20 protein-coding genes and 1 tRNA gene are annotated in these 21,145 nt (G+C 47.3%); 10 read left to right on the plus strand and 11 right to left on the minus strand.

Annotated elements, in window-relative coordinates; genetic code table 11:
• The first annotated feature begins 213 nt into the window (after positions 1 to 213).
• Positions 214 to 816: an ATP-binding cassette domain-containing protein gene (locus BLA28_RS00005; protein ID WP_069155529.1), complete on the plus strand. Its 603-nt coding sequence runs from the start codon at positions 214 to 216 to the stop codon at positions 814 to 816.
• A gap of 262 nt (positions 817 to 1,078) precedes the next feature.
• Positions 1,079 to 1,282, plus strand: a complete 204-nt coding sequence (locus tag BLA28_RS00010) for an alpha/beta-type small acid-soluble spore protein (protein WP_009255824.1) — start codon at positions 1,079 to 1,081, stop codon at positions 1,280 to 1,282.
• Positions 1,283 to 1,337: 55 nt separating this feature from the next.
• On the opposite strand, the gene BLA28_RS00015 is transcribed toward BLA28_RS00010, so the two are convergent.
• Both BLA28_RS00015 and BLA28_RS00020 read right to left on the minus strand, forming a co-directional pair.
• Positions 1,338 to 1,799, minus strand: a complete 462-nt coding sequence (locus BLA28_RS00015; protein ID WP_044971412.1) for a CBS domain-containing protein — start codon at positions 1,797 to 1,799, stop codon at positions 1,338 to 1,340.
• Between the two features lie 28 nt (positions 1,800 to 1,827).
• Positions 1,828 to 2,379 (minus strand): DJ-1 family glyoxalase III, encoded by a 552-nt coding sequence (locus BLA28_RS00020; protein WP_044971411.1) that lies wholly within the window; start codon positions 2,377 to 2,379, stop codon positions 1,828 to 1,830.
• A 355-nt stretch (positions 2,380 to 2,734) separates the two neighbouring features.
• Between BLA28_RS00020 and BLA28_RS00030 the strand changes: the two genes are divergently transcribed.
• The gene (locus BLA28_RS00030) at positions 2,735 to 3,181 is read left to right on the plus strand and encodes a CYTH domain-containing protein (RefSeq protein WP_069155531.1); all 447 of its coding nucleotides are present in this window, start codon (positions 2,735 to 2,737) and stop codon (positions 3,179 to 3,181) included.
• A gap of 44 nt (positions 3,182 to 3,225) precedes the next feature.
• Here BLA28_RS00030 and BLA28_RS00035 read toward each other — a convergent pair whose 3' ends face one another.
• The 9 genes from BLA28_RS00035 to BLA28_RS00075 all read right to left on the minus strand — a co-directional run bounded on the left by BLA28_RS00035 (position 3,226) and on the right by BLA28_RS00075 (position 15,557).
• Complete coding sequence (locus BLA28_RS00035) at positions 3,226 to 4,374, minus strand: toxic anion resistance protein (protein WP_069155532.1); 1,149 nt, start codon at positions 4,372 to 4,374, stop codon at positions 3,226 to 3,228.
• 32 nt (positions 4,375 to 4,406) lie between these two features.
• Entirely contained in the window at positions 4,407 to 5,864 is a 1,458-nt protein-coding gene (locus tag BLA28_RS00040; RefSeq protein ID WP_069155533.1) for a 5-bromo-4-chloroindolyl phosphate hydrolysis family protein, read from the minus strand.
• 181 nt (positions 5,865 to 6,045) lie between these two features.
• The gene (locus tag BLA28_RS00045; protein ID WP_069155534.1) at positions 6,046 to 7,437 is read right to left on the minus strand and encodes an MBL fold metallo-hydrolase; all 1,392 of its coding nucleotides are present in this window, start codon (positions 7,435 to 7,437) and stop codon (positions 6,046 to 6,048) included.
• A 112-nt stretch (positions 7,438 to 7,549) separates the two neighbouring features.
• Entirely contained in the window at positions 7,550 to 9,022 is a 1,473-nt protein-coding gene (gene malQ / locus BLA28_RS00050; protein WP_069155535.1) for a 4-alpha-glucanotransferase, read from the minus strand.
• 53 nt (positions 9,023 to 9,075) lie between these two features.
• Entirely contained in the window at positions 9,076 to 11,385 is a 2,310-nt protein-coding gene (locus BLA28_RS00055; protein ID WP_081329770.1) for a glycogen/starch/alpha-glucan phosphorylase, read from the minus strand.
• Between the two features lie 41 nt (positions 11,386 to 11,426).
• On the minus strand, positions 11,427 to 12,416 hold the full coding sequence (locus BLA28_RS00060; protein ID WP_069155536.1) for a LacI family DNA-binding transcriptional regulator: 990 nt from the start codon (positions 12,414 to 12,416) through the stop codon (positions 11,427 to 11,429).
• Between the two features lie 201 nt (positions 12,417 to 12,617).
• On the minus strand, positions 12,618 to 12,956 hold the full coding sequence (locus BLA28_RS00065) for a HEAT repeat domain-containing protein (protein WP_009255834.1): 339 nt from the start codon (positions 12,954 to 12,956) through the stop codon (positions 12,618 to 12,620).
• 327 nt (positions 12,957 to 13,283) lie between these two features.
• Positions 13,284 to 14,513 (minus strand): 6-phosphofructokinase, encoded by a 1,230-nt coding sequence (locus tag BLA28_RS00070; protein ID WP_009255835.1) that lies wholly within the window; start codon positions 14,511 to 14,513, stop codon positions 13,284 to 13,286.
• A gap of 93 nt (positions 14,514 to 14,606) precedes the next feature.
• Positions 14,607 to 15,557 carry a calcium/sodium antiporter gene (locus BLA28_RS00075; RefSeq protein WP_044963396.1) on the minus strand — a complete coding sequence of 317 codons (951 nt, stop codon included), beginning with the start codon at positions 15,555 to 15,557 and terminating at the stop codon, positions 14,607 to 14,609.
• Positions 15,558 to 15,818: 261 nt separating this feature from the next.
• Here BLA28_RS00075 and BLA28_RS00080 point away from each other — a divergent pair, with 261 nt between their 5' ends.
• The 7 genes from BLA28_RS00080 to BLA28_RS00110 all read left to right on the plus strand — a co-directional run bounded on the left by BLA28_RS00080 (position 15,819) and on the right by BLA28_RS00110 (position 21,092).
• Positions 15,819 to 17,174, plus strand: a complete 1,356-nt coding sequence (locus tag BLA28_RS00080) for an MATE family efflux transporter (protein WP_069152293.1) — start codon at positions 15,819 to 15,821, stop codon at positions 17,172 to 17,174.
• A 20-nt stretch (positions 17,175 to 17,194) separates the two neighbouring features.
• Positions 17,195 to 17,662, plus strand: a complete 468-nt coding sequence (locus BLA28_RS00085) for a GNAT family N-acetyltransferase (RefSeq protein WP_071698853.1) — start codon at positions 17,195 to 17,197, stop codon at positions 17,660 to 17,662.
• Between the two features lie 70 nt (positions 17,663 to 17,732).
• Positions 17,733 to 18,179: a GNAT family N-acetyltransferase gene (locus BLA28_RS00090; protein ID WP_044963393.1), complete on the plus strand. Its 447-nt coding sequence runs from the start codon at positions 17,733 to 17,735 to the stop codon at positions 18,177 to 18,179.
• Between the two features lie 113 nt (positions 18,180 to 18,292).
• The gene (locus tag BLA28_RS00095) at positions 18,293 to 18,889 is read left to right on the plus strand and encodes a cytidylate kinase-like family protein (RefSeq protein WP_069155538.1); all 597 of its coding nucleotides are present in this window, start codon (positions 18,293 to 18,295) and stop codon (positions 18,887 to 18,889) included.
• Between the two features lie 202 nt (positions 18,890 to 19,091).
• Positions 19,092 to 20,144 carry an inorganic phosphate transporter gene (locus BLA28_RS00100; protein ID WP_009255841.1) on the plus strand — a complete coding sequence of 351 codons (1,053 nt, stop codon included), beginning with the start codon at positions 19,092 to 19,094 and terminating at the stop codon, positions 20,142 to 20,144.
• Positions 20,145 to 20,226: 82 nt separating this feature from the next.
• A complete protein-coding gene (locus BLA28_RS00105) occupies positions 20,227 to 20,850 on the plus strand; it encodes a DUF47 domain-containing protein (RefSeq protein ID WP_069155539.1) in 624 nt (207 codons plus the stop codon).
• 162 nt (positions 20,851 to 21,012) lie between these two features.
• A tRNA-Leu gene (locus tag BLA28_RS00110) sits at positions 21,013 to 21,092 on the plus strand.
• The last annotated feature ends 53 nt before the right edge of the window (positions 21,093 to 21,145 follow it).

Raw genomic sequence — 21,145 nt, forward strand, 5'->3', positions numbered from 1 at the left:
CCGTGGCAGTGGGTCAATGCCAGCTCCAGCGGAAGTGACGTGATTTTTCTTATCCACGGGGTAACCAGCTCCGGCCCGAAGCCTGTATCAATAACCAGCGCCGCCCTGGTGCCTTCCACTACATAGACTGTCTCTTATACCCCTCTATATGTGTACAAGAGACAGCCGGGACCCAGGGAACCGCTCCGGATGCGAAGGTTAAAGGAGGTATATATGCCGGAAGATATTCGTATTATACAATTATCGAAGAGTTATCATGAAAAAAAAGTGTTGAAGGAACTTTCCTTTACAATAAGGTATGGTTGTATAACTGCACTGATGGCTCCTTCGGGGGCCGGGAAAACTACTTTGCTTCGGATACTGATGGGGCTGGAGGAGGCGGATTCCGGTTCTGTTGAGGGGATTCAGGGGATGCGGCTTTCAGCCGTTTTTCAGGAGGATCGGCTGTGCGGCAATTTGAGTCCGGTCTCCAATATACGTCTTACTGCGGGATCGCATTTTCCTAAGCAGACTATTTTAAGGGCTTTGGAAGAAACGGATCTGCTTTCCTGTGCTTCGCAGCCGGTGAGAGAGCTTTCCGGCGGGCAGAGCCGGCGTGTGGCGCTGCTTCGGGCTTTGCTTTCTCCTTATGATCTGCTTTTGCTGGATGAACCTTTTAAGGGGCTGGATACGGATACCCGTCTTCGGATTATGGATTATACTTTGGGCTCCGTCAGGCAGGCCGCCGCCGCGGGTAATGCCAAAACCGTGCTTCTCGTGACGCATGAGGAAGCGGAAGCTTCTTATATGGCTGATGAAATTATCCGGCCTTTTTAAATTCATTTTGCTTTTATAAATAAGTATTCCAAAAGCAGCGTTTTTCTTTCTGAAAACGCCTCCGTAAAATTACCAGATATTGTCATAATAATTAAATGAATTCCGCAAATAATAACATCAAGATAAGCGACGGAAACAAACGAAACGCCGATATGCAAATTCAGACATCCCCCTGGATAAGCGGACGGCCAACGAATGTCGCCGCCCGCTTATCTAAAAAAACTAAGAAAAATAGAAACAAGAATTACGGAGGTGAATTCAAATGGCAAGTTCTAACAGATCTAATAGAGTAGAGGTCCCTGAAGCAAAGGCAGCAATGGATCGTTTCAAAACTGAGGTTGCTTCTGAATTAGGAGTTAACTTAAAAGAAGGCTACAACGGTGACCTTACTTCCAAAGAAGCTGGTTCTATCGGCGGAGAAATGGTTCGTAGAATGATCAAGAAACAGGAAGAGCAGATGAAATAACTTTTTCTGTAACAGGAATCCCGGCAGCATAGCTGCCGGGATATTTGTTTTTCTATTATTTGGCCGCCTGTACCATTGTCTTAATTTTATCGGCAGCCGTGCCGTCATACTTCCTTTTTTTCAGTTCATCGATCAGATACTGGATAGCATCCTTTCTTGTGACAATTCCAATAAAAACCTTATCATCATCCACAACGGGAACAAAGTTCTGTTTCATTATCCGTTCCATCAGCCCTTCCATATCCACATTAATATGTACGGGTTTATTGTCCCGGTTCCTAATCATTTCCATGACAGAAATATCTTCCATTTCATGAAGTTCCGGAAAACCTTCTTTTTTCAGCTTCCAGAGGACATCCCCTTCCGTTATTGTCCCGATATACTTCCCCCCGGAAGATAACAGCGGGACCGCTGCATAGCCGTGATGCTCCATCTTTTCCAGGACCTGACGAAGGCTGTCATTTTCATCTACATAGGCCACTTCGCTTTTTGGGGTCAGAAAAAATAAAATATTCATTCGTCGTTATAACTCCCTTTTCTATTCCTTATCTGCTGTAAACAATTTTTTCCGCAAGCTCGTCCGCCGCACTCTTTCCCTTAAAGTGCTCTACTATAGCGAGTCCGAAGGGAATTGCACAGCCCATTCCTCTGCCGGTAATGACATTTCCATCCACGATTGCGGCTGCTCCGGTAACATCGGCGCCCTCCAGATGGCTTTCAAAATCCGGATAAGAGGTTGCCTTCCTTCCCTTCAGATAACCTCTGTGTCCAAAAATACTGGGGGCCGCACAAATAGCGGCTATATACTTTCCGGACGTGTAAAATTCATCCAGCTTTTCCATCAGCGCTTCACAGTCCTCAAGCCCTTTTGTCCCCGGCATACCTCCGGGAAGAACAAGCATATCCAGCTGAGAAAAGTCTGTTTCCGCAAGCGTTCTGTCCATTTTTACCGTTATGCCATGAGAACCTGTTACTTCTCCTGCTTCTGTAACTGAGATCATGTCAATGGAGATTCCCGCCCTTCTCACCAGGTCCACTACAGTCAGGGCTTCTATCTCTTCATATCCTTCTGCAAAAAAAATTCCGATTCTGCTCATTTTTGCTCCCATCCGTACGCGTTGGCGCACTTATTATACAACTGTTGTTCTTTCAGGCAAGCTTTTCTTATATCCTTGTTCATTGTACCAAATAGCCACCCAATATCCAATAAAATTTCTGTGAATATTTCCTTAATTTTATAATGGAAAGGAGGACAGCAGAACCAGGAACCGTGACTTATACGGCGGCATTGCCTTAATTGCGCAAGCATCCGCCTTGTACCATACGCTGCCCTGTGTTACACTGAAAAAAAAGAGGCCATGAATAAAAAAATCTGCCGGCCCAAGGCCTATACAGCGCATTACTGTAATATTCATGCAGCGCCGTACCATGCAGGAGAAAAGAGGAATACCGATGGAAATAGAAAGAAAATTTACAGTCAGACAGCTGCCGGAAGATCTGGCCCGGTATGACAGCCATCTCATTGAACAGGGATACCTGAATACAAACCCGGTTGTACGTGTCCGCAGAGAGGACGATACCTATTATCTCACCTATAAGGGAAAGGGGCTCATGGCCAGGGAGGAATATAATCTTCCTCTGAATGAACAGGCTTATAACCACCTGGTTGCCAAAGCCGACGGAAATATCATTACAAAGCGCAGGTATCTTATCCCGCTTCCTCCCTATACCATCGAGCTGGATGTTTTTATGGAGCCATTCGCGCCTTTGGTCATTGCGGAGGTGGAATTTCCCACAGAAAAAGAAGCGGAAGCTTTTATCCCGCCGGAATGGTTTCTGGAAGATGTAACTTTTAACCCGGAGTATCATAACTCCACCCTGAGTACAAAACAATTTTAGTCCATAACAACAGGGAGGCTTAATTTTAAGCCTCCCTGCTTTTTTCAGCCGCTGATCTGCAGCAGCTTTGTTTTCAGTTCGCTTTCCATACGTGCCATTTCCACTTCCGCTTCCTGGCGCTTCTGCCTGCCCTCCTGCTGGATACGCATTACCTCGTCCAGCGTGGAAATCAGGGATTCATTGGTAATCTTCAGAGTCTCCATATCCACGATTCCGCGTTCGGATTCCTTGGCGGTCTCAATGGTTGCCGTTTTCAGTGTGGCTGCGTTCTTGCGAAGCAGTTCATTAGTCATATCCATAACCTGACGCTGTGCAGCAGCCGCCTGGGTGGAGTGTTCCACACCCAGCGCCAGAACCATCTGGCTTTTCCACAAGGGCACAGTATTGACGATAGTAGACTGAATCTTTTCCACCATCAGCGTATCATTATTCTGCACCAGACGGATCTGAGGCGCCGTCTGAATGGATATCATACGGGTAAGCTCCAGATCGTGAAGCTTCTTCTCAAAACGGTTGCACATGGAATCCAGGTCTCTTGCTTCCTGGGCATCCTCAGGCAGCCCTGACTGCTGGGCCTTTGCCGTAATCTGTGCCAGCTCGCCTTCTCTGACCTCTTTCAGCTTTTTCTTTCCGGCCAGGATATACATGGACAGCTCTTTGAAATACGTTTTGTTCAGCTCATACATCTTGTCCAGAGTAGCAGCATCCTTCATCAGCTGTACCTGATGTCCCTCCAGGACCTGGCAGATTTTATTTATGTTAGTTTCCGCCTTGGCATATTTTGCCTTCATGGCGGTTATCTTATTTGCAGATTTCTTGAAGAATCCGAAAACGCCTCTTTCCTCTTCCGCATCAAAACTCTTTAATTCAGAAACAACGCCGCTGAGAAGATCTCCGACCTCTCCCAGATCCTGTGTCTTTACATTATCCAGGGCTTTTTCAGAGAAGTCCGCCATTTTCTTCTGTGCGCCTGCACCATACTGCATGATCAAATTGGAATTTTTCAGATCTATCTGTTTGGAAAAATCCACTACCATCTGTTTTTCTTCAGCGCTGAGCATGCTGTCATCCCAGCCTGCTTCATTGGGCTGGACACGGGTTTCCTGCGCCATTGCCGGCACCGCGCTTTCTTCAGCCACCGGGTTCAGTGTCAGTGTGGGCGTTGCCGTAAAATCTTTGAATTCTTCACTCATTTTTTATGCTCCTTTTATCTCTCTTTGCAGTATCAGTCTTTTGCTTTCATACCGGATTCCGTCAGGCCTTCCTGCGCCAGCATGGTATGCAGGACGGAAATATCGGTTGCAACATCCCAGGCCGTATCCTCAAACAGGCTGTCCAACAGCTTTTCAAACGCCACATTCAGCGTATCCAGCGTTTTCTCAATCTCACCCTTCCCATTTGTGATATTTTCTCCCTGTACGGGCTGTTTATCCAGTTCTTCATAGGCATCCAGAAGTTTTACTGTTGTAGGAAGATAATATTCCATAAATTTGTGAAGATCCGGGGCAAATTCAGGATGTTCCTTCACCCTCTGGAAAATCTTTTCCACAATCATCTGCATGTGGGATATCTTTTCGGAAATTTCCTCTCCCTTGATAGCGTCGTTGCTTTTCTTAATCTGGATAATATATTCATTTCCCGTCCGGATCATTTCCTTCACTTCCCCGGAAAGTCCGTCCGTTGCTTTTTTCATTTCCAGTTCCCTGGCGCTTTCCTGCTTCTGGCGTTCGTCAAGCCGCAGCTGTGTTTCCTCATACTGTTTGTAGGTTTCATGGCTGACAATCAGGCATGTCCCCATACGGTCCATATGCCCCTGCTTGAACCAGCCCATCTTTATCAGCTTCTGCAGGTCATTGCGGACATACTTTTCATTCTTGCCGACGGCTTCTGCCAGTTCCCTGACGCTGCAGTAGGTCCTTCCCTTCAGCCCGTCCACATATTTACGGAATCTTTTTACCCTTCCCAGGATACTGGTCCCTTTCCAGGCCATAATAGATGAGCCGCCCAAAACCACCGCAAGAATGGCTATGGCCACGCTCATGCCGCCCACCCAGGTACTGGCAAGCCCTACCAACGCGGTTATCAGTATTCCCACCGCAGAGCATCCCGCAATCGTAAAGCCCACTGCGGACAAGGCTGTCCCTCCCGCCTGAGAGCCAAAGGTCTTGGCATAGAGCGGATGCTGCATCAGGCTGTTCCTTGCCGATGAAAAAGCATTCTGCACCGCCGTGCCCGCGGCATTCTGGGGCGGACGGTTATACTGCCATTGTCCCGGCGCATTATTTCCATAAGGAACACCATTCTGCGGTCTCCAGCCCCCTGCCTGTCCGGGATTCCCCTGAACCGGATTCCCCGGCCCGGGATTGCCGCCATTCCCCTGACGCCAGTTTCCGGCGCCGTTATTAGGAAAAGGCCCTGCAGGGTTCGGTCCCTGCGGCTGTCCGGGCGGCACTCCGGGGCCGTTTGTATAATGGGGTCCCCACTGTCCGTTATTATTCTGATAGGGGCCGTGCGGATCCCCATATCCCAGATTTTTCTTTATACTTCTGCTGATATTGTCAAGCCCGTCCGTCACGGTACGGCAGATATTTTCATTCAGTTTTCTGAAGTCCTGTGACTTGACAGCGTCATCCACCATGTCCCTGATATCATTCCCCAGGTCTGTCCAATCTTTATCACTCATATTATTCTCCCAGTCTCTATCAGTTCCCCTCAAGATAAACGTCTGGATAAATTATATATGATATGTTATAAAAAATCAACGAAACCGACGGTTAAATTCCTAAGGATTTTCTTAAGAAAGCCTTCGGAAACAATTCCGGAGGCTTTCCTGGTAACTTTCAGGGATATTTTTCATGGAAATTTCAGAACTGGCTGCTTCTGGCACAGAGTCCGGCTTTGCCGAAATATCCCAGGAAGGAGGGTTCCTCACACATCCGGTCCGGCGGCAGTTCTTCCTTTTTCACCTTGTCGCTTCCGAAGATATCGCACAGCTCCATCATATCCTGCACGACCTCCCTGCCCAGAGGATTATAGGGCGACGGATTATAGGGCGTTCCGAAAGGATAGCCTCCCTCCTGTTCCATATGCCCTCCCAGGAGCACATAGTCGTCCATCTCCTCCAGCCGTTCATACAGACGTTCCAGATTCTTCTTATATTCCTTCAGGGATATCACCGGTTCCAGCTGCAGGAGCACCATCTGTCCGGATCCGATGGCGTCACCCGTGAAGATCACCTTATGGGTATGATCGATAAAAAGTACGCTGCCCGGCGTATGCCCCGGCAGCTCCATCACTTCAATCCCCAGGCCGCCCAAATCGATCACGGTGCCGTCAGGAATATCCTGAAGGGAATCATAGTCGATGTCTCTGCCTGCGAGCATGGTCTTTTTCATTCTCTCCAGCGGTTCCTTTTCTTTGGCGGACAGATATACGGTTTTGAATTCATCCGCATGATACATATGATCCCCGTGGCAGTGGGTCAATGCCAGCTCCAGCGGAAGTGACGTGATTTTTCTTATCCACGGGGTAACCAGCTCCGGCCCGAAGCCTGTATCAATAACCAGCGCCGCCCTGGTGCCTTCCACTACATAGAAGGAGCTTCCCGTATAATCCTGAAGCTTCCAGACGCCGGGACGGAGCATATCGATACGGTAGCCCTCTCTTTTGCTCCGGACAAACATCCACTGTACGGCCTCTTTGTCCTCCAGCAGTTCTTCTCCCGTCATTTCCGGCTTGGGGGAATAAAGCACTCTTTCGTTTCCTGCCGCCCTCAGGCTTCTGACCAGTGTAAGGCAGCCATGAAGGAGTTTTCCCTGGTCCGACCAGATCTGTCCGCCCGCCGGACAATAGCTGTCATTCTCACGGCCGAATATCCATGCCGGCACATAGGATGCCCTTCTCACCTTCCAGGTCTGTCCCGCGCCTCCGGAAACAGCCACAGCGGCGAATAAATCCGGATATGCACCCATCATTTCCCAAATCACATTCGCGGCTTTTCCCGCTCCTGCCCCGTAGATCCGGCTCACATCAACAGGATATTTTTCCACAAGGGCACGCATCTGCTCCGCAATGTCCATATGCTCCGTGTCCTTATCCACGGAAACCTGCCAGAAAAAACAGGGATATTTCTCCTGATCCCAATGCAGCCTTTTCCCATCATCTTCCGCATAAAGAAGGAGCGGATAACCGTCTCCCGCTTTTTCCCTGCTCCAATCCACGGGTTTTCCCAAATAAGTCATTTCCTTGTTTTCCATCCCCATACCTCCTGGTCGTTTGACTTCTGAGCTGTTTGTTTTCCTTTCCATACTGAAGCTATGTAAAGACAGAAAAAACCGCCCTGCGGCGGTTTTTTCTATATTATACTGCTTATCTGCCGTACAGTCTGGTCATCGTGCGGATGTGCTCCGCAAGCTCCTGGCTGCACTGGCCTTTTTTCAGGCGCCACTTCCAGTTCTCCCCCAGAGTGGAGGGGGTATTGATACGTGCCTCGGCACCCAGGCCCAGCCAGTCCTGAACCGGTATTACAGCAGTGTCGGAAACGCTGGAAAGCGCCGCCCTTACCATGGCTTCCGGCACGTCCTTGCTCCTTTTTACATTCAGATATTGTTTGGCAAAAGCCCGATCCTCTCTGCCAATTTCTTCCACCCAGGCCGTTGTCGTCTGGTTATCATGGGTCCCCGTATATACCACACTGTTCTGGGTATAGTTATGAGGAAGATAATCGCTCTCTTCCCTGGGATCAAAAGCGAACTGAAGTACCTTCATCCCCGGGTAGCCTGTTTTCTTTACCATCTTAAGCACCGCAGGGGTCAGATAGCCCAAATCCTCCGCGATCACTTCCTTTGCGCCAAGCTCCTGCTTCAGCGTACGGAAGAAATCATAATCAGGCCCTTTTTCCCAGTGGCCGAACTCTGCCGTGGGATCTCCGTACGGTATCGAATAGTAGGATTCAAATCCGCGGAAATGATCGATACGCAGGATATCGTACAGCTTATAACAATAGGAAATACGCTTCATCCACCAGGCATAGCCTGTTTCCTTATGGTATTCCCAACGGTAAAGAGGATTTCCCCAAAGCTGCCCTGTTGCGGAAAATGCATCCGGCGGACAGCCGGCCACTGCAAGGGGCGTACAATCCTCATCCAGCTGGAAAAGCTCCGGATTGGCCCAGGTATCCGCTCCGTCCAGCGCCACATAAATAGGAATATCCCCAACAATAAGGATCCCCTTCTTATTCGCATAGCTCTTCAGTGCGAGCCACTGCTTCGTAAACAGGAACTGCTGGAACTTATAAAAAGCAATTTCCTTCGAAAGCTTCTTACGCCATTCCTCCAGGGCCTCTTCCCTGCGGAGCTTAATATCCTGTTCCCAGGTCAGGAAGCTGGCTCCTCCAAGGGAATCCTTAATGGCCATGTATAAGGAATAATCCTCCAGCCAGAAAGCATTTTCTTTCACAAACTCCTGATATTCAGGATTTTCCTCTATGCCGCTTTTATCAAAAGCCTTTTTCAGGATCCGGAAACGGGAATGATACATCTTTTCATAATCGATATAGCATTCGTCCTCTCCAAAGTCCATTTTATCACATTCGGCGCGGGTGATCCAGCCTTCTTCCACAAGGCTTTCCAAATCAATAAAATACGGATTTCCTGCAAATGTGGAAAAGGACTGGTACGGGGAATCCCCGTACCCGGTGGGGCCAAGGGGCAGTATCTGCCACAGCTTTTGCCCCGCGCTTTCCAGAAAATCCACAAATTCATAAGCTTCCTTCGAAAAGGATCCGATTCCATACTCCGAAGGAAGGCTGGAAACCGGCATTAATATACCACTTCTTCTCATTTATATACCCCTCTGCAGGCGTTGCACACCTGTTTTCCAATCAGCTCAGCTTATCATTTTAACTTCCAGATATCCCTGTTATATTCCCTGATTGTCCTGTCAGAAGAGAAGAAGCCGGCTTTGGCAATATTAACAAGCATCATCTTTTTCCATTTTTCCCTGTCTTTATAATCTTCCAGCATCTTATCCTTAACAGCGATATAATCCTCCAGATCCAGAAGCGTCATAAACCAGTCTTTGTTCAAAAGCTCTTTGTAAAGGCGTTCCAGATTTTCCTTATGGCCGGCCTTCATCGCCTGCTCACCTATAATGAAGTCCACCGCTTCCCTGATGACAGGACTCTTCTTATAATAATCCTTCGATACATAATCTGCCTTTTCATAATGCTTAATGACCGTTTCGGAATCCTTTCCGAAAATATAGATATTGTCGTCACCAACCAGATCATGGATTTCCACATTGGCTCCGTCCGCTGTTCCCAGCGTCACCGCACCGTTAAGCATGAATTTCATATTGCCGGTGCCGGAGGCTTCCTTGGAAGCGAGGGATATCTGCTCGGAAATATCACAGGCGGGAATCAGCTTCTCCGCATAGCTTACATTATAATTTTCCACCATGACGATCTTCATATACTTGCTGGCTTCCGGATCCTTATTCAAGATTTCCTGCAGAACAAGGAGCAGATGGATGATATCCTGTGCAATGACATAAGCGGGTGCCGCCTTGGCGCCGAATATATAGGTTACCGGAACGGAGGGCTTCTTTCCTTTTTTAATTTCCAGGTATTTATGAATGATGTACAGCGCATTCATCTGCTGGCGCTTATACTCATGAAGCCTCTTGGCCTGGATATCAAATACGGAATCAGGGTTGATTTCCACCCCTTCTTTTTCCTGTATGAAGGCCGCCAGTTTTTTCTTATTATCCATCTTGATGGCTTCCAGACGATTCAGGAATTCTTCATCATTTTTGAATTCCAGGAGCTTCTCCAGTTCATCCGCATCCTTCTTGAAGCCGCAGCCGATCCCTTCCTCAATCAAAGAGGTCAGTTCCCTGTTACAGGAAAGCAGCCACCTGCGGAAGGTTATGCCGTTTGTCTTATTATTGAATTTTTCCGGATAAATCTCATAAAAATGATGCAGCTCCGTTTCCTCAAGGATCTGGGTATGAATAGCCGCCACACCGTTTACTGAGAAACCGTAGTGGATATCCATATGGGCCATATGGACCCTCTTATCCTTGTCGATGATCTGTACCTTGGGATCCTTATATTTTGCCTTGATCCTTTTATCAAGCTCGTCGATAACAGGAATCAGCTGAGGCACAACCTTCTCCAAATAAGCATAAGGCCATTTTTCCAGGGCTTCTGCCAGAATCGTATGGTTTGTGTAAGCACAGGTTTTGCTCACCACTTCAATCGCTTCATCTATGGTAAAGGCTTTCTCCTCCACCAGGATACGGATCAATTCAGGGATGATCATGGAAGGATGCGTGTCATTGATCTGGATTACCGCATGCTCATACAGCTTGCGCAGATCATAATGCTTCTCCCTCATCTCCTTCAGAATGAGCTGGGCCGCATTGCTCACCATAAAATACTGCTGGTAAATACGCAGTAAATTTCCTGCTTCGTCCGAATCATCCGGATAAAGGAACAGAGTCAGATTTTTTTCCACGTCCTCTTTATCAAAGGTAATGCCGTCCTTCACCAGGCTCTCATCCACGGACTCCAAATCAAACAGACGCAGTTTGTTCACACCGCTGTCATATCCAATCACATCAATATCGTAAAGTCTGGACGTCACCTTTTTCTTTCCAAAATACACATCGAAGCTGGTATCGGTTTTGGTGAGCCAGGACTGTTTTTCCAGCCATGCGTCCTTTTCCGCCGTCTGCAGATTATCCTTAAAGGCCTGTTTGAAAAGGCCGAAATGATAATTCAGGCCGATTCCCTCTCCGGGAAGCCCCAGAGTGGCGATAGAATCCATGAAGCATGCCGCAAGCCTTCCCAGACCGCCGTTTCCTAAAGAAGGTTCCGGCTCCGCTTCTTCGATTTCCGCCAGATTTCTTCCTTTCGCCTTCAATATGCTCTCCACCTTGTCATAAACCCCTAAATTTATCAGGTTGTTGGAAAGCAGCTTTCCGATAAGGAATTCTGCGGAAATATAATATACCTTTTTCTTTCCGTCTGTAGGGATGGTTGCACTCATCATGCCTTTTGTCAGATTCAGTATCACATAATACAAGTCCTTATCTGATATTTCCGCAATCCTTTTCCCGTACATTTCCTGTGACAGAGCTTCCATTTCCTGCTCCAGCCGTTCCTCGAGAATTTCCCTTTGAATTGTGTCCATTAACGCCATTATTCCTTCCTCCTAGCTTTTACAATAAAAAACATGTTTATTTAACATATAATATCCAGATATTGCATTCTTATGATTGAATAGTCCAGCAGGATTTCCCGTCCTTCCCCGCCTTCCAGAAGCCTCGCCATCTCTTCCATGGCTTCCGCGGAGATCCTGTAAAAATCCTGTCTCACCGTATTCATCTGTTTTCCTGCATATCCCATTAACGTGATTCCGTCAAAGCCGCAGACAGGCCTGAATATATCCATTTCCTGAAGCGCTCTCATAGCGCCGATGGCCATTAAATCCGAAGCGCATACAACGATGTCCCTGCTTCGGGCATACTGGAAGGCCAGCTGTCTGGCTTTCTTTTCACTGAAATCTCCCTGACGGACAAGCAGTGAAAGCTTTTCTTCTTCCGCAAGGCGCTTCATGCCGTCAAGCCGGTCTTTCGTGACAAACCCGTTCTTTTTCCCTGCAATATAAAGGATTTTATTTCCCTTATTTTCAAGGATTGTCTTCTTCGCCACATCATACTGCGCCTTTTCATGGTCTATCTGCACCGAAGAGGTGTTGGGATTCACAAACGGGGCATCGACCACCACAATCCGGAAATGCTGTTCCTCGATCAGCTTATGAAGAATCTTATCTTCACGGCTCATTCCGTAAATAATAATGCCTTCAATGCTTTGTGCCCTTAAATAATTGACAATTCCGTAAACATCCCGATCTTTGATCATGGAAAAAAATACAGTTATGACATCCAGCTTCATTTCCTGGGCCTTATTAATGGCTCCGGAAATATACTGCATATCAATTTCGTCAATCGCCTGGGTCTGGGTATTCAGATTCAACAGGAGCGCCACTCTTCCCGCCTGCTTGGACGATAATGCGGAAGCTATGGTATTGGGTGTGAAATTCAGCTCCCTGATCGCCTCATTTACTTTGGCTTTCGTTTCTTCACTCACATTGGGATATTGGTTGAGCACCTTGGAAACGGTAGAAATTGCAACTCCCGCCTTCTGTGCCACATCCCTGATGGAAGCCATCTCATCCCTCCTTTACATATCCGTTTTCCCTGCCATGTCCGGAAAACGTTTTCCCTGTTGTTCAAATCATACTCCATCCTCCCTTTCTTGTCAAGAACAGCTGGTAAAAAAAGCGTAAAAATGGCTGTAGGTAAAGCAGCGTCTTACGAACACCGCCTTCCCTACAGCCACATTATATTCCACACTCTATGTAGATGGAATTTATACTCTTGTTTCTTTCGAATTATTCAGTGCATCCTGAATCTGTTTCTTTGCTTCCGGATCCGCTTCCACCATTAGCTGGTGTCTTACTCTTGTCTTCATATATTCCGTATCAATAACCAGTGCTGCCTTGCAGGCGGCAACTCTTACCTTTGCATCCTCATGCTCCAGATAATGGGTTATCTGGTTAAATGAATCCTCATCTCCGATGATTCCCAATGCTTCCAGCGCTGCTACAAGTACATCACTGTCTGCCTTGCCCATCATTTTAATAATACCAGCCGTTTTTTTCTTTTCCGCAAATTTTTGGATTTTTGCTAATTCTTTCTGATCACTCATTTTATATGCCTCCTGAATTTTCTCCGGGCTGCGGCTTTTATTATTTCCGTCATCTGCCCGCCCTGTTTGTAAAGCGCCTGCTATTCTGGCTTTTATTCAGGTCAGCACAGCCGGTGTCTTACTTCATATATATAACTGTATACCTCAAATGTGTCTAAATTGTGTCCATGTTCTAAAAATACTATAAATCCGACTAAAAAAACACTGTCTTATATATAAATTGTACGAAAACGGACGCTGATTCTGAGAAAATCAAAGGATACGGTTTTCAAAAAATAAAAAACGGTACCGGAAGAAATCCCGGTACCGCCTTTTCTATAAACATATTTATTTTCTTACAAGATGACGGGGAACACCGTTGATGAACAGCGGCTGCAGTTCGCCCATGATGAGAGGTCTTGCATATTTCTCATAGCCTTCGTTTACATCGCAGCCGTCTTCGGTAATCCATTCAGCCGGAACAGGTCTTTCCACATTGGCGATTGCATGGATATCGTAAGCGCTGGTACCGCACTGGTAAGGATCGTCTCCATTTCTGTCCAGAGTGATCATCATGCCGGTCTTTCCTTCTTCTGCAGCAACTACTGCGTCATGTCCTACCTGGAATGCTTCGTTGATATCTGTCAGGGAAGCGAGGTGGGTAGCCGCACGCTGCAGGGTGGAGAATTCTACCGCACGGGTCTTGAGTCCTGTTTCTGCCGCTACCTTGTTAGCCAGAGTAGCCGCACAGCCGGAAAGCTGCTTGTGTCCGAATGCATCCACGAAATCGGAAGCATTGCCCAGTTCGCATACAAAACGTCCGTCAGCCAGGGCAATTCCTTCGGAAACTGCGATTACAACGGAGGATTTGGTTGCTGCCAGATGCTTTACCTTCTCCATGAACTTGTCCATATCAAAAGTAACTTCCGGAAGATAGATGGCATCCGGTCCTGTACAGTCATCGCCGCGGCTTAATGCTGCTGCTGCTGTCAGCCATCCTGCATGGCGTCCCATGATTTCAACGATACAAACGGTGGGCTTTTCCACACCGAAGGACTCGTTGTCACGGATGATTTCCTTCATGCTGGTTGCGATATATTTAGCTGCGGAACCGTATCCCGGGCAGTGATCGGTTACCGGCAGGTCATTGTCAATTGTCTTGGGAACACCCATGAAGCGCTGAGGCTTATTGTGAGCAGCCGCATAATCGGACAGCATCTTCACCGTATCCATGGAGTCATTTCCGCCTGCGTAGAAAAGACACTCAATATCATGCTTTTCCATGATTTCGAATACTTTTTCATACACTTCTTCATGTCCTTCAATCTTAGGCATTTTGAAACGGCAGGAGCCTAAAAATGCGGAAGGAGTTCTCTTCAGTAATTCGATACCTGTTTCGTCATCCAGATACTCTCCAAGGTCGATCAGGTTGTCCTGTAAGAATCCCTGAATACCATGAACCATACCATAGATTTTCTTTACTCCAAGCTTCTTAGCTGCGGCATATACGCCGGCAACGGAAGAGTTAATTACGGCTGTCGGTCCGCCGGACTGTCCAACTACAATGTTTCCTCTCATTTTGACATCTCCTTTTAAAATTCTCAATATATAGATTTTTCCATAGTCCGCTAAAATTATAGCAGATTCATTTCCCTATTACAAGTACAAGTCTCAGAAAAAGTTGAACGCACAGTAAAGGGCATAACAGCCTAAAAGCACGGCCCCCTGGACACGGCTTCCTTTTTTCCGGAAAAGGATGGGGAGGATGAGGATACCCATGAGCAGGGCACCTAAAGGAGCATCCACACGTACTGTCTGTGTCTCCAGCTTCATGCCGGTGATCGTGGCAGGAATACCGATGACAAGCAGCAGATTCAGTATATTGGCCCCTATGATATTTCCCAGGCCCACGTTTTCACAGCCCTTGACCAATGACATAATGGTGGTTACCAGCTCCGGAAGGGAGGTTCCCAGCGCGATGGCCGTAACGGCGATCACTCTTTCCGGGACACCCAGGTAACCGGCGATTATAATGCCGTTATCCACAAGAAGGTTGGCGCCGAGGAACAGAAGCACCGCACAGAAGGCCAGCATCATCAGATTCCTGGGAAGAGAAATCTTCTTCAGCTCCTCCAGGCTTTCCTCACTTTCTACCGTCACCTCTTCTTCCGATTTGGCACGTGCCATATTCAGCCACGCATACAGGACAAACAGGCACAAAAGCACAATTCCGCTGACTCTGTCAAAACTGCCGGTAAACCAGCCGTATGCCGTCAATGCCAGAATCGTTGCGAAAAAGAACAGACATCTCCAGGCCAGAGAAGTGAATTCCACCTTTTTTGCCGGGCGGATAAGCTGTCCGAAGCCGGCGATTAAAGCGGTATTACATATGATGGAGCCGAAAGCATTTCCTGCGCTAATTGCGGCGGAACCATCAAACGCGGCGGTTGTGGATACCAGGATTTCGGGCAGCGTCGTACCGATGCTCACGATGGTTGCCCCCACAACAATCTGCGGAATCCCTATTTTCTTAGCCAGGGCCACGGAAGAATCCACCAGCTTGTCCCCTCCGAAGCAGATAAGAAACAGCCCCAATATAAATAAAAGAATTACTGAAATCATTTACTGATCCTCCAAATTATCTTTAGTCATATGCTGACGAGCAATTTTCAGTATACCTTTCCGCCATCCTATCCGTCAAGTAAATCAAACGCCTATTGAGTTTCAGGAATAAACACTTTATAATAGGTAACAGACGCCGTCAGGCTGCTATTTTTTTGCGGTAAATTGTCCGCCTGTTAATCCTTGCCAAAGGGCGTTCAGGCAAAAACACGCAAGGCTTTAAACCAAATTATACACCCGAAAAAGCGGGCAGGAGGTTTTATGAAAAAACAGACAGCAAATCAAATTACGGAAGGGGTTATCTGGAAGCAGCTTCTGCTTTTCTTTTTTCCCATTCTTTTCGGCACCTTTTTCCAGCAGCTGTACAATACTGCCGATGCTGTTATTGTAGGCAATTTTGTGGGAAAAGAGGCTCTGGCCGCCGTGGGAGGCCCTGCCGCCACCCTGATCAACCTTCTGGTAGGCTTCTTTGTAGGTCTGTCTTCAGGCGCTACTGTTATTATATCCCAATTTTACGGAGCTAAAAACAATGCTGACGTAAAAAAGGCCGTACATACCTCCATCGCTCTCTCCCTTGCAGGCGGTGCCATTATCATGATCCTCGGGCTTATTTTTTCCGGCGCAGCCCTGCAGCTCATGAATACGCCCGATGATATCATGAAGCTCTCCCTGACCTATATGCGTATATACTTCCTGGGAGTCATTCCTTCTTTAATATATAACATGGGATCCGGTATTCTCCGTGCGGCAGGAGATGCCAAACGGCCTCTGTACTTTCTGATAATTTCCTGTTTTATTAATATTATCCTGGACATATTTTTCGTGGTTGTCCTGAAGCTGGGTGTGGCAGGCGTTGCCATCGCCACCACCCTTTCCCAGGTGGCAAGCGCCGTCATGGTTCTCGCCGCACTGATGAGAACCACCGATTCCTATAAATTATATATAAGGGAAATCCGTTTTGCCCCGGCTATCCTGAAGCACATCATCCGCATAGGCCTGCCTGCCGGGCTGCAGTCCACCATGTATTCCGTTTCCAATCTGATCATCCAGGCCAGTATCAACGCCTTCGGGACGGATACGATTGCCGCCTGGACCGCCTATGGAAAGGTGGACGGTATTTTCTGGATGATTATGGGGGCTTACGGTGTTGCCATCACCACCTTTGCGGGCCAGAATTTCGGCGCAGGCAAATACGACCGGATTCATAAAAGCGTCAAGGTCTGCCTGGGAATGGCCGCCTTTACCAGCGTACTGCTCAGCGCGGTTGTGCTTCTCGGCGGCAGGATTTTCTTCCGCCTGTTTACCTCCGATGACAGCGTAATCGATATCGGCCTGCATATGATGGCCGTCATCTCTCCAAGCTATATTACCTATATCTGTATTGAAATTTTGGGAGGCACAGCCAGAGGCTGCGGGGATTCCATCATCCCCATGCTCCTCACCTGCTTCGGCATCTGCGTCCTGCGTGTTATCTGGATCCTAGTCATCGTCCCCCTGCGCCCGGATGTTTCCACTGTGGCCTTCAGCTATCCGCTGACCTGGACAGTAACCTCTGTCATGTTCATTATTTATTACCTGAGGGGCAATTGGCTGAAACGCAGGCGGGGGCTTCAATAGAAAACAGGAGGGAAAACGATATGGAAATATGCACGGAGCGCTGCCTGATACGCCGGTTTGAATCGCCGGATATTGACGATTTTATGGTATATAGAAATGATATGGACTGGATGAAATACCAGGGATTTAAAGGGCTGACAAAACAGGAATATGAGGACGCTCTTCTCGGTGAGCATACTTTTCAGGACGGGGTTCAGCTTGCTGTCATTCATAAAAAGTCCGGAAAATTAATTGGTGATGTGTATCTGAAGCAGGAAGGAGATTCCTTTTGGATAGGGTATTCCGTCTGCCGTACCATGTCTTGTCAGGGCTATGCCTGTGAAGCGGCTGCCGCCGTAATCTCTTCCTTAAAAGACAGAGGAGCCGCATGTATCAAAGCCGGAGTCGAGGGCGGGAATACGGCTTCCATTGCCTTACTTGAAAAACTGAATTTTTGTTATGCCGGAATCGACAATGACGAAATGATTTATGTTTTGAAGCTGGGATAAGGTGGCGGCATACTTTTCGGCGGTGTAATTTTTTAAGAAAAAGAAAATCGGAACAGGCAGGTGCATAAAGATGAATATCAGAAAAGCCGGGACAGAAGACATTTCCAGAATCGCAGAAATATTAGTGTTTACAAAAAGGATGAATTATCGTTCGATTTTTCGTGACGATAAATTTTCCTTCGGTAACCTGCAGGTATTATCTGCAGCACGGGAATATATAAATAACCCCCATCTTCTGGACAGCATCTGGGTTTATGACGATGAATTCGTCAAAGGCCTGATTCATATAGAAGGCCATTGTGTAAAGGAGCTTTATGTAGACTGTTTTTTTGAGGGCCAGGGAATCGGAGGAAAGCTTCTGGAATTCGCAATGGAAAATCATGCGGTTACATATCTATGGGTCTTAAAGAAAAATGAAAGAGCCATATCTTTTTATGAAAGACATGGTTTTCTCTGTAAAGGAATATGGCGCTATGAAGACGGAACGCCGGAAATTCTTCTTAAAATGGAACGATAATTCGCCTCTTCCCCTGTTTTCTGCTCTTTCCAAACTTACTTTTTTGCAGTATTATAATAGTAGGAAGGTAACTTTTGACGTATGTTTTTTCATATAGAAAAGGGGGCTTTTATATGGCAAATACAATTATTACGATCGGCAGGCAGTTCGGCAGCGGCGGTCATGAAATTGGTAAAATTGCCGCAAAGGAACTGGGAATTGAATGCTACGACAGCAGGCTGATTCAAATGGCTTCCGAAAAAAGCTGTATCGGGATGGAACATCTGAAACCGGTGGATGAAAAGCGTGCCAATCCCTGGCTGTATACCGTTCCTTCCGATTATTCCAACGAAATGACCGGCTTTGGACTTCCCATGAACGACATGCTGTTCAATGTACAGTCCCAGGTGATCCGGCAGCTGGCCGACAGGGAATCCTGCATCATTGTGGGAAGATGCGCCGATTCTGTTCTGGAGTCCTACCCTAATGTGATTTCCGTATTTATCCGTGCAAATATGCCGGAACGAATCAAACGGATTACGGAACGGCAGAACATCTCTTCACGGGAAGCGGAAAGCCTTATCAAAAAAAGAGACAAGGACAGAAGCCTCTATTATAACTTCTTTACCGACAAAAAATGGGGGCGCGCAGAGAGCTACGATATTGTTTTGAACAGCACGACGCTGGGTGTGGACAGATGTGTTCAGATAATCTGCTCCTTAGTAAAATAGACCGTATAAGAAACAGTCCATATGGAATTACAAGGCCTTCCGGGAAACAGAAAATCCCGGAAGGCCTTCTTTTTTGGCGACATTTTAACCTATGTAAAAAGTATGTAAAAAAGACCGTTCCGCCATGGTTTTTTCTTTTCCTTCTATATATAATGAGCCATGTAAATTATATGTTTAATACATGTTAAGAAAGGGTAAAGAAATGACTATAAGCTTCTCTGCTTTTCTTTCACAGCTCGTGTCTAATCCCGCTCTTGCCGTCACTGTTCTTCTGACTCTCGGTGTTATCCTGGTCAACGGCTGGACAGATGCTCCCAACGCCATCGCAACCTGTGTTTCCACCAGAGCCATCCGTCCTGAAAAAGCCATAATTATGGCCGCCGTTTTTAATTTTCTGGGAGTCTTTGTCATGACCATGATAAATGCCGGCGTAGCTTCCACGATTTATAATATGGTGGATTTTGGAGGGAATACCGACCAGGCGCTAATCGCTCTGTGTGCCGCCCTTGTGGCAATTGTGGCCTGGGCTACCGCGGCCTGGTGGTTCGGGATTCCAACCAGTGAAAGCCATGCCCTGATCGCAGGACTTTCGGGAGCGGCTATCGCCATGCACAACAGTCTGGCCGGAATCCAGCTTTCCGAATGGATCAAGGTTATCTACGGACTGATCCTGTCAACTCTGCTGGGCTTTCTTTTGGGATGGCTGTCTGCCAAAGGTGTGGAATTATCCTGTCGGAATATGGATCGGCGTCGGACAACCCGTTTTTTTGGAGGCGCACAGATCGCCGGAGGTGCGGCTATGGCCTTTATGCATGGAGCGCAGGACGGACAGAAATTTATGGGTGTATTCATGCTGGGAATTTTTCTTGCAGGCGGACAGGACAATGTAACCTCCTTCCAAATCCCGCTGTGGCTTATGATTCTCTGCAGTCTGGTAATGGCGCTGGGGACTTCTATCGGAGGCTACCGCATTATAAAAGCAGTAGGCATGGATATGGTAAAACTGGAAAAATACCAGGGTTTTGCCGCGGATATGGCAGGCGCCGCATGTCTTCTCTTTTCTTCCCTCACCGGGCTTCCGGTCTCCACCACTCATACCAAAACCACAGCCATTATGGGCGTGGGCGCCGCACGAAGGCTTTCCGCCGTCAACTGGGGCGTGGTGAAGGAAATGGTCCTGACCTGGGTTTTGACCTTTCCCGGCTGCGGAATTATCGGCTTCCTGTGTGCAAAATTGTTTTTGTTTATCTTCTGAGCAACACTCTGCTGCAGCGCGTCTCTTACCACCGTCCGGAAAAACCATTTCATGGATCACAACTTAAAGAAAGGATACCGTCATGGCAAGAAAAAATGAAAATAATTATTTTAAAATGTTTGCAGAAGCTGTCAGCTATTCCTGTACGGCAGCGGATATGCTGAAGGAGGATTTTACGGATTTCGATCCTTCCCGGCTGGCTGTCCGGATTGAGGAAATGCATCATATTGAACATACGGCTGACATTGCCAAGCATGAACTCATGGAAAAGCTCATGAAGGAATTTATCACTCCTATTGACCGGGAGGATATCCTGGAGCTTTCCAATGCCCTGGATGATGTGACCGACAGCCTGGAGGATGTCCTCCTGCAGCTGTATATGTTCGGAATCATCTCCCTGCGGGAGGATTCCTTAACCTTTGCCGCCATCATCAATGACTGCTGCCATGCCCTGAAAAAGCTGATGCAGGAATTTGAAAACTTCCGTAAATCGAAGGTTATTAAAGACATGATCATTGAAATCAACCATCTGGAAGAAAATGGGGACCGTCTGTACACGGAGGCCATGCACCGGCTTTATACAAATACGCCGGACACTCTTGAGGTGCTTTCCTGGACTACCATTTATAACTGTATGGAGAAATGCTGTGATAAATGTGAAGACGCGGCGGATGTCGTGGAGGCTGTTATCCTGAAATACAGTTAATGGAACATATAAGCGAAGAACATTTTCTTTTCCCGCAGGCTCCACCTACGCACCCAAAGCATATACAGCTGATTCAGGGTATTTTTCATACCTCACCCTTGACAAGCCTGAAATTCTCACGGTATAATATACACCGTGACAGCATATCAGATGCTGTGTTTTGCGGTTATGGCGGAATTGGCAGACGCGCCAGATTTAGGTTCTGGTGGGAGACCGTGCAGGTTCAAGTCCTGTTAACCGCATTGCTTAAAAGTCCTGTATTTACATGTTTTCCTGTAAATACGGGGCTTTTTTA

Source organism: Eisenbergiella tayi (assembly GCF_001881565.1).
Classification (GTDB): domain Bacteria; phylum Bacillota; class Clostridia; order Lachnospirales; family Lachnospiraceae; genus Eisenbergiella; species Eisenbergiella tayi.

Excerpts from the sequence above, each read along its gene's own strand:
- BLA28_RS00055 (WP_081329770.1), bottom strand. The coding sequence starts at position 11,385 with ATGGCGTTAATGGACACAATTCAAAGGGAAATTCTCGAGGAACGGCTG.
- BLA28_RS00010 (WP_009255824.1), top strand. The coding sequence starts at position 1,079 with ATGGCAAGTTCTAACAGATCTAATAGAGTAGAGGTCCCTGAAGCAAAG.
- BLA28_RS00065 (WP_009255834.1), bottom strand. The coding sequence starts at position 12,956 with ATGAGTGATCAGAAAGAATTAGCAAAAATCCAAAAATTTGCGGAAAAG.
- malQ (WP_069155535.1), bottom strand. The coding sequence starts at position 9,022 with ATGAGAAGAAGTGGTATATTAATGCCGGTTTCCAGCCTTCCTTCGGAG.
- BLA28_RS00045 (WP_069155534.1), bottom strand. The coding sequence starts at position 7,437 with ATGGAAAACAAGGAAATGACTTATTTGGGAAAACCCGTGGATTGGAGC.
- BLA28_RS00105 (WP_069155539.1), top strand. The coding sequence starts at position 20,227 with ATGGCAAGAAAAAATGAAAATAATTATTTTAAAATGTTTGCAGAAGCT.
- BLA28_RS00075 (WP_044963396.1), bottom strand. The coding sequence starts at position 15,557 with ATGATTTCAGTAATTCTTTTATTTATATTGGGGCTGTTTCTTATCTGC.
- BLA28_RS00100 (WP_009255841.1), top strand. The coding sequence starts at position 19,092 with ATGACTATAAGCTTCTCTGCTTTTCTTTCACAGCTCGTGTCTAATCCC.
- BLA28_RS00085 (WP_071698853.1), top strand. The coding sequence starts at position 17,195 with ATGGAAATATGCACGGAGCGCTGCCTGATACGCCGGTTTGAATCGCCG.
- BLA28_RS00080 (WP_069152293.1), top strand. The coding sequence starts at position 15,819 with ATGAAAAAACAGACAGCAAATCAAATTACGGAAGGGGTTATCTGGAAG.
- BLA28_RS00005 (WP_069155529.1), top strand. The coding sequence starts at position 214 with ATGCCGGAAGATATTCGTATTATACAATTATCGAAGAGTTATCATGAA.
- BLA28_RS00020 (WP_044971411.1), bottom strand. The coding sequence starts at position 2,379 with ATGAGCAGAATCGGAATTTTTTTTGCAGAAGGATATGAAGAGATAGAA.
- BLA28_RS00060 (WP_069155536.1), bottom strand. The coding sequence starts at position 12,416 with ATGGCTTCCATCAGGGATGTGGCACAGAAGGCGGGAGTTGCAATTTCT.
- BLA28_RS00030 (WP_069155531.1), top strand. The coding sequence starts at position 2,735 with ATGGAAATAGAAAGAAAATTTACAGTCAGACAGCTGCCGGAAGATCTG.
- BLA28_RS00070 (WP_009255835.1), bottom strand. The coding sequence starts at position 14,513 with ATGAGAGGAAACATTGTAGTTGGACAGTCCGGCGGACCGACAGCCGTA.
- BLA28_RS00095 (WP_069155538.1), top strand. The coding sequence starts at position 18,293 with ATGGCAAATACAATTATTACGATCGGCAGGCAGTTCGGCAGCGGCGGT.
- BLA28_RS00090 (WP_044963393.1), top strand. The coding sequence starts at position 17,733 with ATGAATATCAGAAAAGCCGGGACAGAAGACATTTCCAGAATCGCAGAA.
- BLA28_RS00035 (WP_069155532.1), bottom strand. The coding sequence starts at position 4,374 with ATGAGTGAAGAATTCAAAGATTTTACGGCAACGCCCACACTGACACTG.
- BLA28_RS00040 (WP_069155533.1), bottom strand. The coding sequence starts at position 5,864 with ATGAGTGATAAAGATTGGACAGACCTGGGGAATGATATCAGGGACATG.
- BLA28_RS00015 (WP_044971412.1), bottom strand. The coding sequence starts at position 1,799 with ATGAATATTTTATTTTTTCTGACCCCAAAAAGCGAAGTGGCCTATGTA.